The 15864-nt window shown below is 42.3% G+C and carries 15 protein-coding genes and 1 tRNA gene; 11 read left to right on the top strand and 5 right to left on the bottom strand.

Annotated elements, in window-relative coordinates:
• The first annotated feature begins 291 nt into the window (after positions 1 to 291).
• The 3 genes from AC5FXQ_RS03140 (at position 292) to cysK (ending at position 3442) form a co-directional block, all read left to right on the top strand.
• Positions 292 to 1458 carry an MFS transporter gene (locus AC5FXQ_RS03140; RefSeq protein ID WP_493601033.1) on the top strand — a complete coding sequence of 389 codons (1167 nt, stop codon included), beginning with the start codon at positions 292 to 294 and terminating at the stop codon, positions 1456 to 1458.
• Between the two features lie 211 nt (positions 1459 to 1669).
• Entirely contained in the window at positions 1670 to 2512 is an 843-nt protein-coding gene (locus tag AC5FXQ_RS03135; protein ID WP_493601032.1) for a serine O-acetyltransferase, read from the top strand.
• A 12-nt stretch (positions 2513 to 2524) separates the two neighbouring features.
• The gene (gene cysK, locus AC5FXQ_RS03130; RefSeq protein ID WP_493601031.1) at positions 2525 to 3442 is read left to right on the top strand and encodes a cysteine synthase A; all 918 of its coding nucleotides are present in this window, start codon (positions 2525 to 2527) and stop codon (positions 3440 to 3442) included.
• A gap of 64 nt (positions 3443 to 3506) precedes the next feature.
• On the opposite strand, the gene AC5FXQ_RS03125 is transcribed toward cysK, so the two are convergent.
• Positions 3507 to 3947: a DUF2267 domain-containing protein gene (locus tag AC5FXQ_RS03125; RefSeq protein ID WP_493601030.1), complete on the bottom strand. Its 441-nt coding sequence runs from the start codon at positions 3945 to 3947 to the stop codon at positions 3507 to 3509.
• Between the two features lie 421 nt (positions 3948 to 4368).
• Between AC5FXQ_RS03125 and AC5FXQ_RS03120 the strand changes: the two genes are divergently transcribed.
• The gene (locus AC5FXQ_RS03120; RefSeq protein WP_493601029.1) at positions 4369 to 6096 is read left to right on the top strand and encodes an SIR2 family protein; all 1728 of its coding nucleotides are present in this window, start codon (positions 4369 to 4371) and stop codon (positions 6094 to 6096) included.
• Between the two features lie 95 nt (positions 6097 to 6191).
• Here AC5FXQ_RS03120 and AC5FXQ_RS03115 read toward each other — a convergent pair whose 3' ends face one another.
• On the bottom strand, positions 6192 to 6458 hold the full coding sequence (locus AC5FXQ_RS03115; RefSeq protein WP_493601028.1) for a GIY-YIG nuclease family protein: 267 nt from the start codon (positions 6456 to 6458) through the stop codon (positions 6192 to 6194).
• A gap of 243 nt (positions 6459 to 6701) precedes the next feature.
• Between AC5FXQ_RS03115 and AC5FXQ_RS03110 the strand changes: the two genes are divergently transcribed.
• From AC5FXQ_RS03110 to AC5FXQ_RS03080, 7 genes are all read left to right on the top strand, one after another.
• A complete protein-coding gene (locus AC5FXQ_RS03110; protein ID WP_493601027.1) occupies positions 6702 to 7931 on the top strand; it encodes a phage integrase SAM-like domain-containing protein in 1230 nt (409 codons plus the stop codon).
• An 8-nt stretch (positions 7932 to 7939) separates the two neighbouring features.
• Positions 7940 to 9043, top strand: coding sequence for a hypothetical protein (locus AC5FXQ_RS03105; protein WP_493601026.1), 1104 nt, complete (start codon positions 7940 to 7942; stop codon positions 9041 to 9043).
• A 135-nt stretch (positions 9044 to 9178) separates the two neighbouring features.
• Positions 9179 to 9508 carry a helix-turn-helix domain-containing protein gene (locus tag AC5FXQ_RS03100; RefSeq protein WP_493601025.1) on the top strand — a complete coding sequence of 110 codons (330 nt, stop codon included), beginning with the start codon at positions 9179 to 9181 and terminating at the stop codon, positions 9506 to 9508.
• Positions 9509 to 9822: 314 nt separating this feature from the next.
• On the top strand, positions 9823 to 11160 hold the full coding sequence (locus AC5FXQ_RS03095) for a YfjI family protein (RefSeq protein WP_493601024.1): 1338 nt from the start codon (positions 9823 to 9825) through the stop codon (positions 11158 to 11160).
• A 111-nt stretch (positions 11161 to 11271) separates the two neighbouring features.
• Positions 11272 to 12183, top strand: a complete 912-nt coding sequence (locus AC5FXQ_RS03090; protein WP_493601023.1) for a BT4734/BF3469 family protein — start codon at positions 11272 to 11274, stop codon at positions 12181 to 12183.
• Positions 12184 to 12194: 11 nt separating this feature from the next.
• Positions 12195 to 12881 (top strand): hypothetical protein, encoded by a 687-nt coding sequence (locus tag AC5FXQ_RS03085; protein ID WP_493601022.1) that lies wholly within the window; start codon positions 12195 to 12197, stop codon positions 12879 to 12881.
• A 404-nt stretch (positions 12882 to 13285) separates the two neighbouring features.
• Positions 13286 to 13546, top strand: coding sequence for an SHOCT domain-containing protein (locus AC5FXQ_RS03080; RefSeq protein ID WP_493601021.1), 261 nt, complete (start codon positions 13286 to 13288; stop codon positions 13544 to 13546).
• A gap of 85 nt (positions 13547 to 13631) precedes the next feature.
• Here AC5FXQ_RS03080 and AC5FXQ_RS03075 read toward each other — a convergent pair whose 3' ends face one another.
• From AC5FXQ_RS03075 to AC5FXQ_RS03065, 3 genes are all read right to left on the bottom strand, one after another.
• Positions 13632 to 13838, bottom strand: coding sequence for a hypothetical protein (locus AC5FXQ_RS03075; RefSeq protein ID WP_493601020.1), 207 nt, complete (start codon positions 13836 to 13838; stop codon positions 13632 to 13634).
• Positions 13839 to 13952: 114 nt separating this feature from the next.
• A complete protein-coding gene (locus AC5FXQ_RS03070) occupies positions 13953 to 15476 on the bottom strand; it encodes a P-loop NTPase fold protein (protein WP_493601019.1) in 1524 nt (507 codons plus the stop codon).
• A 231-nt stretch (positions 15477 to 15707) separates the two neighbouring features.
• Positions 15708 to 15781, bottom strand: a tRNA-Ala gene (locus AC5FXQ_RS03065).
• Positions 15782 to 15864: the final 83 nt, after the last annotated feature.

Raw genomic sequence — 15864 nt, 5'->3', positions numbered from 1 at the left:
AGTATCCGGCAAGAAAACTGCTGAGTATTTTTCATTCAAGTCATCAGTGTATAACAAGGATGGCCTGGTAAAGAAGAAGCGTACCAAGAAAGGCTGCCCTAGTTTCGACTAGTCTCCCGGTTGACTTCTATAAAGACCATTTGAGCAGTCCACGGGGCTGCTTATTTTTTGCGCCTGATCTGGCTTAGACACAGGGTATAAACGCGCCATCTAGCCGTACGAACTGCAGCATGTCAATTAGGCTATAGTTTTGGAGCGATTGTTTTCGGAACTTGCGGCTTTAATCTGACTATGGCCGAGCTGAAAACACGTGTGTATGGACTTCAATTTGGATTGCTGTGCCTGAGCTCTTTTCTTTTCTTCGCAAGCTTCAACATGATCATCCCGGAGCTGCCCAACTACATTACACAACTAGGAGGTGCTGAGTACAAGGGGCTTATCATTTCTCTCTTTACACTAACAGCTGGTCTGTCAAGGCCATTTAGCGGGAAGTTGGCCGACAAGATGGGGCGTATACCTGTCATGCTGATCGGAGGTACTGTCTGTATTCTATGTGGCTTCCTATACCCGATCACCGGCACGGTAGCTGCATTCCTGTTGCTGCGCCTTGTGCACGGCTTTTCAACAGGCTTTACACCCACTGGCACTGCCGCCTATGTCGCTGACATCATCCCGATGGAGCGAAGGGGGGAGGCGACGGGACTGCTGGGGTTAGCAGGCAGTCTGGGCATGGCTGCGGGACCTGCCATGGGAGCCGCAATCGCCAATAGCTTTTCGCTTGATGCCATGTTCTACTCTTCTTCAGCAGCTGCCTTCCTATCGGTGGCCGTAGTAGCCCGCATGCACGAAACACTGGACAACCCAAACCGCTTCCGGATGGGACTGCTCAAGATTTCCCGCAAAGAGATATTTGAACCCCGTGTCCTACACCCCTCTATTGTGATGATGCTCACGGTGGTTTCCTTCGGTATCATCCTGACGATTGTTCCTGACTTCAGTGAGCACCTGGGCATTCAAAACAAAGGACTCTTCTTCACTAGTTTTACACTCTCATCATTGGCTATCCGCTTTCTGGCCGGCAGAGCCTCCGACAAGTATGGCCGTATCCGGGTATTGAAAATCAGCTCTGCCTTACTGGTGGTGGCGATGGGGCTGATCGGTTGGGCCAGCACGGCTACAGAGCTTCTGCTCGCTGCGGCTGTGTTCGGCGTAGCCGTAGGCATGAACTCCCCGACGGTCTTTGCCTGGACCATTGACCTGAGCCACCCCGAGCACCGTGGCCGGGCAATGGCCACCATGTACATCGCCCTCGAGGCAGGTATAGGGTTTGGTGCCCTGGCTTCCGGTTGGATCTATGCCAACGACCCTTCCAGGTTCAGCATAGTGTTCTGGACGGGAGGAGCTTTCGCTTTGCTTGGTTTTCTGTACCTCAACTTTGTGGTGAAAGACCGAAAATAGCGAGACAAGAACATAATCACAGGTATAGCCTTTGCCATTTCAGCATTTGCATAGAGGCCTCCTCAGGTAGGAGGCCTCTTTTTTTGCGCGGTACACTACTCCGGTCGATATTTCACGTTAATCATAGACACAGGCTAAAGCTGCCCGTATAGCTATTTATTGTATATACTTCAGTTAAACTTTAGCCAGGCTACCTAGTTTCTTCTGCATTATGACAGCGATCAGCCAAGCTTTTATTGAACACTTGACAGCTGTGCACCAGCAGTCCCGCCACGTAGTGCCGCACTCGATGAGCTGCGCCTTCCTGGATGGCGTGCTGCAACTGCTCTTTCCATCCCTTTCGGAGCGCTCTTTTAGTTCCCGGTCTGAAGTAGAAGCCTACGCCATGCTGCTGCGCTCTGATCTGGAGAAGATCCTGTACAGAATAGAAGAACGCCTGCCCGGCAAGCCCTATGAAATAGCCGATGCTTATTTTGAAGCACTGCCGGACCTGCAGCGCCAACTTAATGCCGATGCCGCTGCCATAGAGGCAGGTGACCCGGCCGCAGTAAACATAGACGAGGTGATCCGCACTTACCCAGGCTTTTTTGCTGTGGCCGTGTACAGGCTTGCGCATCAGTTTTGCCGCATGGAGGTGCCACTGCTGCCACGCGTGCTAGCTACCTACGCACATACTAAGACAGGTATAGACATCCATCCCAAAGCCAGTATAGGGGCTCGCTTCTGCATAGACCACGGCACCGGCGTTGTGATCGGAGAGACAGCCGACATTGGAAACAATGTGAAGGTATACCAGGGCGTGACGCTGGGTGCATTAAGTGTGGAGAAGTCAATGGCGAACCTGAAACGTCATCCTACCATAGAAGATAATGTGATCATCTATGCCGGAGCAACCATACTGGGTGGGAATACAGTGGTAGGCCACAGCAGCATCATAGGGGGAAATGTGTGGTTGACCGAAAGTGTGCCACCTTTTGCAAGAGTGTACCACCGTCCACAAATAAAAGTGAGTTATTACGAAGACAGAGCGGATGTTCTGAATTTTTCAATTTAAAATGACACAAATATGAAAGCGCATAGCATACTTGAAACCATAGGCAAAACGCCCCATGTGAAGATCAACCGCATGTTTAAAAACAAAGCGGAAGTTTGGATGAAGTTGGAACGTGCTAATCCGGGCGGCAGCATCAAAGACCGCATTGCTTTGGCTATGATAGAGGATGCCGAAACAAGAGGTATCCTTAAAAAGGGCAGCGTGATCATTGAGCCAACTTCGGGTAATACTGGTGTCGGACTGGCCATGGTCGCTGCTGTGAAAGGGTATCACTTGATCCTGGTGATGCCGGAGTCCATGTCCATTGAGCGACGCAGGCTAATGTCGGCTTACGGGGCTAAGTTAGAGCTGACACCACGTGAAAAAGGCATGAAGGGAGCGATAGAGCGCGCCCGTGAAATGCTCGAAGAACACGAGAACTCCTGGATGCCCATGCAGTTTGATAACGAGGCTAACACACAGGTCCACATCGAAACCACAGCGCAGGAGATTATGGCTGATTTTCCGGAAGGCTTTGATTACCTGATCACCGGGGTAGGCACAGGTGGGCACATAACAGGCGTAGCCAGGGTGCTGAAGCGGCACTTCCCTAATCTGAAGGTATATGCAGTAGAGCCTGCCGCCTCTCCGGTGCTGAGCGGTGGCCAGCCCGGCCCACACCCGATCCAAGGTGTAGGAGCCGGGTTTGTGCCTAGTATAATGGATACCAGTCTGCTGGATGGTGTGATAACGGTAGCAGCCGACGATGCCTACGATTATGCCAGGAGAGTCGCTATGGAAGAAGGAATATTTGTGGGAGTGTCTTCGGGGGCCTCTTTGGCAGCGGTGCAGCAGAAACTGGACGAAGAAATTCCGGATGGTGCCAGGGTACTGACCTTTTGCTACGATACCGGCGAGCGCTACCTTTCTGTAGAGGGGCTGTTTGTATAGCGTGAAAGTATATTAAGAGCTGCGCCGCCTGTTGCCTTATGCGACAGGCGGCGCAGCTTTTGTATCAGGCAGCCAGCAGTTCCTGGATGTCCTCGTTTAGCGATTGCTTCACTTTCTCTAGCTGTCCGTCGGTCATGGTGCGCTGCAGGGCCTGGAAGACAGCCCTGAAAGCCGCTGTGATTTCTTCGTCCTGCTGAAAGTCATTATTAGCCGCAAATGCATTCTTGTTGCGGATGTAATTGATCCAATCGTTCGCATCCCGGATCCTGACCGGCACCTTGGACGTGTCATACTGGTCGAAGTAGATGCCCTTCCAGAAAATAGGTAACTGTGCGGCAAATTGTACGGCATCATTTACAGGCAATCTGTCCCGTATGGATTGCAGCACAGCCCTGAAAATGCGGCCGGCTTTGTTGAGGTCATCTGTTTGCAGCTCTGCCGCTACGTCCTGCAGCAGTACTGTTGCGTTCTTGATGTTGTCTTCAAAATTAAATGGCATTGACATAGATCCTCCCTTCTTTAAGCGTTGCGTCCTATATGGTACGGGCAGTATGGGGGCATGTTCCGGAATATTTAACCTCTCAGGTTTAACCAGACGAAGTGTATTGGTATAAAACGGAGCCCCGTTTGCGCCACGGCTTATAACTGTGCTGTATGATTGGAGTTAAGGGATGCCAGATATTATACATCTTCAGAGCAAGACTGATTTTAGGGGGTAAAGCTGGCCCTTTCGCTGAAGCGGCGGCAGGTATAAGTATAGTGGCTATGAAGATTTTGCAGGGATGAAAGAGCGTAGAAGGGGCGAATAACCCGATTTAGGGCATTGCGCTCTGCTAAAATTGTAGAGCTGCTAGAATGAAAATAATTTCCGTGGTTTTAGTATAAAATTATCTATATATTGTACCGGTATTGAAGCAACATGAATTATGAATGCCCAAGTCTCCTCGGTATCTCATTCGATCTATAATAACAAAGGTGCATTTGCGCTCTTATTAGGCTCTGGTGTTTCCAGCGGTGCCGGCATACCTACGGGTAGTGATATAGCCTTGGATCTGATCAGGCAAATAGCTGTGCTTGAGAATGCGAATTGTGAGCCGAATCCGGAGGAGTGGTTTTTTACGCGGTTTGGAGAAAAGCCGGGCTATGCAAGCCTGCTGGAGCCGCTTACGAATACAGAGACTGAGCGGCAAAATCTCTTGCGAAGATATTTTGAGCCCAACGAAACCGAACTTGAGGAGGGGCTAAAGAAACCAACACTTGCCCATCAAACAATTGCCCGGTTAGTTAGCAAAGGCTATGTGCGGGTAATCATCACAACGACCCTCGACAGGCTGGTAGAAAATGCATTGAGATGCATAGGTATAGAGCCTGTTGTGATAAGCTGCCCTGGCCATATCGTAAATTCCCTTCCCATTGTTCACTCCAGGGTTACAGTCATTAAAGTAAACGGGGACTACATGGACTCCAGTTTCCTGAATGTAAAGAGTGAAGCAGACAAGTACGAGGAAAGGCTATCGGAGCTGTTGCGCTATGTGTCAGATAATTTTGGGTTGATAACCTGCGGATGGACGGCCACTAGTGATCGTGTGCTCAAGGAGGCCTTAGAAACTTCAAATAAGTTCAGGTTCTCGAACTACTTCACGTATTCAGACAAGGTTGGAAATGAACTGGAAGAGCTAGCCTACATCAGAAGAGGGAAGGCTGTGAGCATTACCAATGCTGACTTGTTCTTCAAAGAACTGCACGAAAAGATAGAAGTGCTTGAAACGACTAAATCAGCACATCTTTCAACATCGCAGATTGCACTAACCAAGTTGAAGAAGTTTATCGTGCATGATGAGCAGATCATATCACTTCATGATCTCATAAGGAGTGAAGTTGATCGTATCAACTTTAATTTCAATGCTTTGCCGGTTGCAGGCACTCCAACTAAAGAAGAGATCAAGGCACGGGTAAATTATTATTTCAAACAATGCGTTTCCCTAAGCAGCTTGTTTGTAAACGGGGTTTACTGGGGTAAAGAACAGCACCATTCAATCTGGCTTAACAGTTTAGCCTGTTTCACATCTGCAAAAGAGAGAGACGAGGAAGGAGGCGTATGGCTGGATCTCGAAACGCTACCAGGACTTATCTTCCTGTACAGCATAGGGCTTGCCAGCATCATGAAGAAAGACTACAGGTTGCTGTCCAAGATGTTCTCCATGACTTCTCATTTAAGGTATGGCGAGGCTCCAATTCTAGACCATGTCAATGTGGCTAAAGTATTGGACTATGATACGCTACGAGAAGCTCTTGGTAACAGGCAGCTTGTGCCTATGTCTGAATTACTATTCTCTGAACTGAAACCACTATTCAATTCTTTCCTGCCCCACAGCAAGGATTATGAAAACATATTCGATATGTTCGAGTACCTGTTAGCTTTGGCTCATACCAAAAAAATGGGCAAAGGGCGGGTCCCTGTTGGCAGATTCGGGTACAGAGTGAAGCAGAGTGGTATCAAGCACCCCTTTGAGCAGATCGCCAATGAACTAGGTAATCACAAAGAGGCTGAGAACCTGTTTTCTTCTTCGCTGTTTGTCGATATAGCTGACCTGAAGCACACGGAGAAGAAATTCAAAGAATACTTTGACAAGCTATCGGGTTATTATTTCTAGAGGATAGAAGGCCATAAAATAAGTAAGGCAACCTGTAAGGGTTGCCTTTGTTGCAACTATCTAGTTAACTGAACATGAAAAGCCTCTGAGTTGTGCTAGCCAGCTGCGCTGATCAGCTGCTCGATGTACTTGCGGCTCTTTTTTCTTTTGATCTCTGCTTCTCTTTTGCGGGCGAGTTGCGTGGTGGGGTAAGTCTCGCTATACCTGAGTGTCCACGGTGCTCCTACTTTGGTGGAGGTATTCCGTCCAGCATTGTGCTTGGCCAGCCTGATCTCCATGTCCTGGCAATTGCCCACATAGTAGCGGTCTGTTTTCTCAGAGAAAAGTATGTAGGTATAGCTGGCCATAAACAAGAAAGGCAACCCTTTCAGGTTGCCTTCGTGGAGAATATCGGAGTCGAACCGATGACCTCTTGCATGCCATGCAAAACAGTTTGTATTTCTCCTGTATTCATGTTCTGGTATGCTTTTCGTAAGTTGCTGTTATTTAGCAATAAAGGTAATATTTTAGTTTGCATACCACTTCTTTAATTTTCATTCATTCTTTATATTTGTGTGTACCTCTGTGTGACCCCTTTAAGGGTAACACAGCTAACCACAAATAGCATGTTTGAATTTTCTGATAGTGGCGTTACATTGGCTACCATACTTGAAACCCGCAAAGCCAATACAGATGGGTTGTGTCCTGTTAAGGTTAGAGTTACCCACCAAAGGCAGCGGGCTTATTACTCTACAGGAAAGCGGCTAACTGTTGAAGACTGGGAAAAGCTACCGACTACAAAAGCACGGGAGCTGAAAGCCATCAGGGAATCAATACAGAAGTTTGCTAAGGAGTTTGAAGCTACGGTTAGGCAGCTTATCAAAAACGATCAGTTCAGCATTGATTACCTGCAAGCCAAATTGAGCAAAGGCCAGAGTAGTACCTTAAATGCTGCATTCACTGCTAAGATTGAAGAGTTAAAAGCACTGGGTAAGGTAAGTACTTCCGATTGGTATAAGTATACGCTTAGAAGTATTGGCCTATTCAAAAAGGGTAAGAACATAGAGTTTAAACATGTTACAGTTGATTGGTTAAAGCAGTACGAGCAATACCTATTGGATGATGGTAAGAGTTATACTACTATTTCAATGTACATGCGGGCTTTACAGGTAATAGTAAACGAAGCAAAGGCAGCAGACATCATTAAACCCGCTCAACACCCATTCGGTAAGGGCCGCTACGAAATTCCACAGCATGCAGGCAGAAACATAGCCTTAACCCTAAGTGACATAAAGAAGATAGTGCAGTATGAATGCGAAACCGATACAGTGGAGAAATGCCGTGACCTTTGGTTTTTCTCTTACCTATGCAACGGGGCAAATATTACTGACATCTGCAAACTAAGGTACTCCAATATTAGAAATGGAGAGGTATGTTTCTACCGGCAGAAGACATTAGCAAAGGCAAAGAAAAAAAAGCTGATACACGCTACCATGTTACCCGAAATGCAAGCTATTATAAGTCGTTGGGGGAATGAAGAGATTAGCCCTGAAACCTTTGTCTTTCCTATCCTGCAAGGCGAAGAAAGCCCCGAAGAAGAGCGCACTAAGATAAAGAACATCACAAAGTTGATGAATACTAAGCTTAAAGCCATTGGTAAAAAGCTGGGAATACCTAACATCAGTACTTATACAGCCCGACACAGTTACGCAACAGTATTAAAACGGTCTGGAGCTAACATTGCCTTTATATCAGAGAGTTTAGGGCATAACGATCTAAAAACAACTGAAAACTATTTAGCATCATTTGAGCAGGAAGAGCGAGTTAAGAATGCTGCTTTGTTGACTAACTTCTAAAAAAGGATATGAATAGAGAGAAAATAATTAAGGATTTTGAGCGTGAACTATCAGTTGTTGATTTTGGATACAAGGAAATTATAACTGAAAATGTAGGCTATAGAGAAAAGTTATTTGAAGAGTTTTTAGAGCTGACTCCTAAACCCAAACTATACTGGTATTTCAGTTCTTTTATCAGTGATGATGAATGGGCTAAGGAATGTACTTCAAATAGACCAACAGTTATAAAATCTGATGGGTCTGTTGCTGCCAACTTTTACACACCATCTGTACTGGAGGTAAAGGGGCAAAGGTTAATAGCGGAGTTTAACCAAATGCTTTTGAAAAACGAAGTTGATTCAGACTATTACGGCAGGTTTATAAAAGACACCAGCACAGTTAAGATACTCGATAAGATTAACAGTAGTATTACAGAATTTAAGAAATATGTTCTGACAGATACTAACATAGATTATAATGGATATGCACAGGCCACATGTTATAATGTTATCTCACTGACTGATAAAATTGTTATTCCTGAATTGAAGCTTTCACTATTAAACAGTTTAATAGATGATAGCGAGAATATAGAAATAACTCTCAAATATCTGTATCAATCCAACTCCGAGAACAAAATAAGGCAGGTATTAGAAAAGTATCGCATTCTAAAAAATTATGCTGATAACATTTTTTGTGAAGAAGTTTCAAAGGCAAGAATAGAAGAAAAAATGGAGCATGCACAGCATATTACAGAGGGCAGCGGACACTCTCTTTTAGAACCAGATTTGTTGATTAGGATTCATTACAAGTTTGATGGTGAGTTATGGGAGAGTATTAGTATTGACAAATTCCTGAGCGTTTTTACTTCCACATCAAAACATAGACTGACTATTAAGAAAGGTAAAAAAGAATTGATGTGTGGCTTACTCAAGCGAATGTATGAATGCAGCGACAGCAAACAATACATGAAAGATTGGGTTAAACCTTTGCTTGAAAAACTTGAGTTGAAAGAAAGTACTTTTGATGGTATCGATAATAAACTATTTATGAAAGAGCAAAAAAGTAGGGTGCAAAGGGCATTTTTGCAAGACCTAAAAAGTATTTTGTCAATAAAAGCAAACTCGACTTACTAACGACTTACTAAATATTTTTATTATATTTTGTAATATACTGTAAATCAGGTTGATAAATGTAAGTTTAATGAAATAGGTTACTAAAAAGCTCGCTAATTCCATAGTGTACTTTGTTGCAAATCAATCAAGTATATTATGCAATTAATAGTAACAACAGCAGAACAGCTAAGCACCCTAATACAGAGTGCAGTAAGCAGGGCATTAGCCCCAACATCAACACCTGCTACCCCCAAGCCTGACCGCTGCACATTTGATGAAGCGGTAGAAATCACAGGGCTAAGTAAGTCTAAACTCTACAAGCTCACTTCATTAAATGAGATACCCCACAAGCACTATGGGCACAGGCTTGTATTCAGCCGTAAAGAGCTTACTGACTGGGTAGAAGAACAGACAGTTGAGAAGAGCAGCGATGAGGCTACGTTAGCATTAGCCGCTTCAGCAAGACGTAAACAAAGAAGGGGTTAAGCTATGCGGAAACATAACCTAACCCCCGGAAAATCTTTGGTAACTCGACAGACCAAAGATAACACCCACCTAACCCAACTGCAAACCATATTTAGGTTTTTGCAATCGCATGTAGCTACCGCCTCAATGGTTTCTGCATCAACAGGTATTCCTCAAAAGTGCATAACGAGATATAAGAGAGAGCTTCAAAAAACAGGCAGATTATGGGAGGTTACCCGCACCCATTGCAAGCTCACAGGCTTCAGGGCATGGTATCTTACTACTGACCCCACAAAAGCCCCTAATTTTTCTTCTCAACTTAGCCTGTTTTAGTGATGGATAGTTTAAACTCAAAATTACCCGACAAGGGGAACATGTTTCCTGTACATGTTTTTCCTGAAGAACTGCAGCGCATGGTAATAATGCTGCATGAGGCACTTCAATTCCCGATAGATTATACTGGAGCTGCTATACTTTATGCCACATCATTAGCCATTGGCAACACCCACAAAGTGCAGGTTAAAAGTGGTTGGCAGGAAAACCCTGTTATCTACATTGCGCTTGTAGGCAGGCCAGGAGCAAACAAAAGCCACCCCCTCACATGGGCACTCAATCCAATATTTGAGAGAGATAGCAAGGCTTTCACACAGTATCAGAAAGAGTATGAAGTGTTTAAAACCATTGCCAATTTATCTAATAAAGAACGAAGAGAGCAGGGTATAGTTGAAGAACCTGTTAAGCCTATATTAACCAAGCATATTGTTCAGGACTTCACACCAGAAGCATTAACTAAAGTGCATCAGTGTAATCCCAGAGGGTTAGGTGTTTATGCAGATGAGTTAGCAAGTTGGTTTAAAAATTTCGACAGGTACAACAAAGGAAGTGAAGAACAATTTTGGCTTAGCAATTGGAGCGGGAAACCTATTGTAATTGACCGTAAAGGAGATGAGGCCATCTTTATAAAAAGCCCCTTTATTTCAGTTTGTGGTACAATCCAAAACGGCATACTAACCGATTTAGCTAAAGACAGCCGTAGCCTTAATGGGTTCATGGATAGGGTTGTTTTTGCCATGCCAGAAGGTTTGAAAAAACCATACCCAAACGACGCAGACCTGCACCCAAAAGTTAGCCAGTATTGGTATGCATATCTATCAAACTTGCTTGATCTAAAGCCCCGAATAGATGATGAGGGCAATACTTCACCATACATTTTGGAGTTTACAACAGAAGCTAAAGCAGTATTAAGTAGATGGAATCATATCAATACAGACCTTATAAATGATGCTGAAGCGGAAAGTATAGCCGGTCTTTACACCAAGCTCGAAGTATATCTGATACGCTTATCGCTTATACTTCAGATGTTAGATTATACCACAGGCGAAAGTACCAAGGAACAAGTAGAAGCCGACACAGTAGAGCGGGCCATACTGTTAGTGGAGTATTTCAGGCAGACAGGATTGAAAGCACATGGCATACTCAATAGCACCCCTTATGATAGGTTAAATACTAAACAACGCATAGTGTACGACCTATTGCCCAACACTTTCCACACAAAAGAGGGGCTAAACATTGCTCACAGTGAGAGTATGCCGGAAATCACATTCAAGCGATTTCTGCAACGGTCTGACCTGTTTTCTAAAGAAAAGCACGGGCAATACTCTAAGAAATTCTAAAAAGTGCAGGTATGAAATTTTCGATACTTCTGACACTTTCTGTAAAACAGAATATCATTAGTGTCAATAATATCATACCTGCACAATCTTAAAATTCAATTAAAAAGCATTATGAATAGTGTTTTAAATGTGGAGGTATCTTGCTTTAAAAGATGCTTCACACCAAGTGGCATGGTAACAGTCAATCTGCTAACGTGGCTAACCTCCGATAAGTACGCCAAAGAAGTGCAGGCCATCAGAGCTGAAGAGAACCACACCCAGCGGAACATTCTGAAAAAGCAGCTACTACCAGTAATCACACCATCAGGCATATTCCCTTACCGTAACGAAGCGAGTTATAAAAGTCATAGCGGCTTAATACAGTTTGATATTGATGAAAAAGATAACCTACACCTGAAAGATTTAAGTACAGCCCGTGAAATATTGACGTCACTGCCATACGTAGCATATTGTGGGCTTAGCGTTAGCGGGCGGGGGGTATGGGGTTTAGTAAGTGTTTATGATTCATTATATCATAGTGAGCACTTTAATTATTTGTACAGGGAGATTGCTACAATGGGTATGAAGCTTGACCCAGCCCCCCGTAACATAGCGAGCGCACGGTATTACAGCTATGACCCAAACGCATACTTTAACCATTGGCCTAAACCGTTGCGAGGGAGGCACAAAGCAGCTAAGCAAGAATACCAAGCCACAGCAACAGTGAACCCAACTGAAGATCAGATAAAAGTAGAAGCTTGTATAGTGGAAATTATCAGACAGGGGGTGGACATTACCACATCATATCATCAGGACTGGCTACCCATAGGCAGCAATTTTGCCAGTACGTTTGGTGAAAGCGGGCGGGGGTACTTCCATCAGGTAAGCCAGTTTCACCCAAAGTACAGCTACAGCGAAACAGACAGGCAGTACAACAGATGTTTAACCAAGTGCAATGGGGTAGCCTCAATAGGTACGTTTTTAAGCCGCTGCACTGTACATGGAATCAATTATAAGGAATTGCTTACAGGGTCTACCAACTAAGTTTAAACATTATGAAATCCGCTAAAAAGAGTTTACAAAAGTTTACAGATGCAGAGGCTAAGATTAACAAATTGTTTGCCTTAGACACTATCAATCGTGAAGACCTAAAAGATTTGAGTGAAGATGAAAGGGAGGCATTTGATAAGAAGCTGAAAGAGAAGTTTGAGCAGCTCACTGATAAGAATAGACATAATTTTTATAGGCAGATAGAGCCGGTAATGGGTAGGGACTTCAAGAATTATTATTGGGAGCTTAACCATAATATTATAACCGCCTCCATTTCTACACTTATGCAGGATTTCGGTCGAATGCCGACAAAAACAGAGATAGCAAAGGATACAGGTTTAAGCCGCCAAACAGTACATAAGCATCTAAAAGATTATGCTACTCACCCAATTTATTTAGAACAATCAGAGCAATACCGATTTATGACAGATAAAGTACTGGCAAGGGTATTTAAGTATGCAGTGAATGGAGATGTTTCAGCAGCTAAGTTATTTCTTACCATGATGACACCCGCAGTGGCAAAACCCAAAGGCAATACTCTTATACAGACTCAAAACAACTATATTCAGATAAATGGCACAGTATTAAGCCAGGAGGCATTGCAACACCTAAGCCCCGAACAGCTCAATAATTTGGAGGCGATACTCAAAACTGCATTGCCAGAAGCTCATCAAAAAACAATCAATAGCTAAAGATTAAGCTTTACAATCTGACAATCAAAACTGTTATAAAGTACAGAAGAGGCTCTTTAATACCATACTAAATTTGTTATTTGGTTCATAGGAAAGCGGAGAACGGCCATACCTTAAGCGGTGAACCTTCTGCTTTAAATACTTAATAATGATTTGAATAATTGAAATACAAAAGAGACTATTGTACTTTTTGATTTTTATTTATAGATTAATATCTAAATATTGATATACTTAACCACGAATTTAAGATGGAAGATAAAAAGTGGGATTTTGGGAGCTTTCAAGCCAAAGTCAAATCAGAAAATGATCAACTAATATGGAAAGATTTTTCTGGTAAAGGAAGTTCATATCCGCTAAGAAGCGTAACCGGAGTTTAATACGAAAGCAAAGGAATGTTTAGTGTTATGGCTAATATGTACATTATAGCATCTGGGAGCGAAAATAGAAAAATTGAAGTTCCGAAAGGGGCTAATTCCGAGAAGATCATCAAAGAAATTAATGATTATATTGACCAATATCATAGAACCAAGAAACAACCAGAAGCACAAGTAGCAAATGCGACTTTATCTGTTGCTGATGAAATTATGAAGCTTGCAAGCCTTAAAAATCAAGGTATTTTAACCGAGGAAGAATTTCAACAGCAAAAACAAAAGCTACTAAGCTAAAATCTATCTTTTCCAAAATACTTAATAAAATTACAGCAAACATTTATCAAGCAATAAAGGCCACCCGCGAAGGTGGCCTTTATTGCTAATTTTGTAGTGATTGTTCCCATTGGTTAAATTCCTCGAGTTTAGGAGTCCAAGGGCCTCTACCTCCACTTAGCTTTTCCAAGAAAGCCAAATAGCTGCTGTGATCTTTTACTAAGATAAATTTATCAACCAGCTCTAATTGTTTTTCATCTTTCCAAACCGGAACTGGGATGCGATGATTGCTTATATCGTATTTCTGTGTCATAATACTTCAAATATTAAATTGTCTGAATATAACTAATATTTTTCGTAGGAAGTTCCAAGCTTTTTATAACATCATATGATGTTGATTATAAATTATTAGTAATCCTTTTCGCGCCTACAGGTAATTGGTCATTTCCAAATATTCCATCGCTTTAATATAAAGTTCAATGGCTGGTGTGCAGTGTGATTCAAGTGCGGATTCTTTAAAATTATCGTTTCTCTTAACTCTTACATCATAATCACCTGGTCTTGGTCCAGTATTTACATAGAAAGCCCTGTTTTCATCAATAATATATTTTTGAAGTACTGTCTCTGTACTGAACTTTCGGCTTATTAAAGGAACACAACTAAGTACGAATCTAAGGTATTCAGCATCATTTATATTTGATTCATTAAGGAAGTTACCTCTCTTAAGTGACCTTTCAAGAGCTTCTTTTACTTCATCTTTATGGTTAAGGAGCTGAATTAATATTTCAAATTCTACTGTGACAGGGATATCTATATTTGTTTTCCATCTCAAATCTGTGGCGACTTCTCTCCTTTTAATAACAATAGGGTTTGAAAGTTTTAGCAATGACCTAAGGTTAATATTCCCATTTTCCAAAAATGAGCTAAGTACTACCGTAAGATTTGACCTAATACTAATGTTTGAAATAAATTTTCTTTCATCAACTGAATCGTAATAGATATTTACCCTGTCCACAAGAGAACTGACCATAGCTTTTACTGAACTCTTGTTGTCATAGTAGAATATCCTGTGGCTATAAAACTTATCAATATAACCGTTAAAGGAGTTGCTGCCTCCGTAAAAATGGCGATATAGTCTTCTTATATTATCTACATCGCACACAAATATTACCTTGTCAAATCCGAATTTATTTTGTGTTTCAAACTCTTGGTCAAAGTGAGCAGCAAAAACATTGAAGAGCCTGAAAATATGACTTGGATCAAGCCTATCTAAGTCATCAATTATCAGTATAGTTTCTTTATCACTCTCTCTTAGCTGATTAGTAAAGTCAATTATTAAATTAGTTATTAAATTTTGCTCATAAATTGACCCCTCCCGCTCAAATTCAGGACTTATGAATTTTTTGATATTTTTGAGGTTATCAGATTCATCAACTCTCTTATCGATCCCACTTGTAACTTCATCAGATAGTTTCTTTATGGTACTGCAGGCTGAAAGAATCTCTTCATTTGGGAAGTTAGTAATATTGAGCTGTCCCATTAGCATTAAAAGTGGCCCAGCGATATTGTTAAACTTTTCAGCGATATAAAAAGCTGCTACAGTGGAGAATGAGAGCTTGTCATGGTTGAAATCAATATGGTTTTTATACTTCGTGAGTAGTTCTTTTAGGATATCAATCTTGATGAATTTGAAGATGTCTTCGTTGGTAGAAACACTATAGTTTACAGGATTTAGCTGTATTACCCTATACTTTTCTTCACCGAATGTTTTTGTCTGAGTTTCATGTCCAAAGAAGTGTTGGATGAAGGTAGATTTGCCTACACCATACATCCCAGAAAACAATATTCTGGAGTTGTTTTCAGCATTTAAATGTTTCTTGAATTCTAATGTAGGATGTTTAAATAACTCATTATAGATTATTTTCGGCTGTACTTTAAGATCGTTTCCCATTGAGATAGAAGTTTATTTGAATCCTAAAAAGAATATTAAACTTACCGAATATGTATAGAAAAGCCAACCAAAGCTAATTGCAATAATTTATAAGGCTAACCATCTTAAAGCTTTACCCAGAGCGGTTGATCAGGTATAAAAGAAAAGAATAGAGGAAGTTGTGTGTACTTTTGTGTTACCCCCTAACAAAAAGGCCTTTACGGAATTACCGTAAAGGCCTGATTATCAGAGTGGAGAATATCGGAGTCGAACCGATGACCTCTTGCATGCCATGCAAGCGCTCTAGCCAGCTGAGCTAATCCCCCGTTTGAGTGTCACAAAATTAGGACAAATTTTGAATATGCAAAAACTGGAGCGCTATATTTTGAAAATAAAAAGGCGGGACAAT

The sequence above is a fragment of the Pontibacter sp. LHS1 genome, from assembly GCF_058932855.1.
The sequence above is the reverse complement of the archived record's forward strand: the minus strand, read 5'-3'. Positions and strand labels throughout refer to the sequence as shown.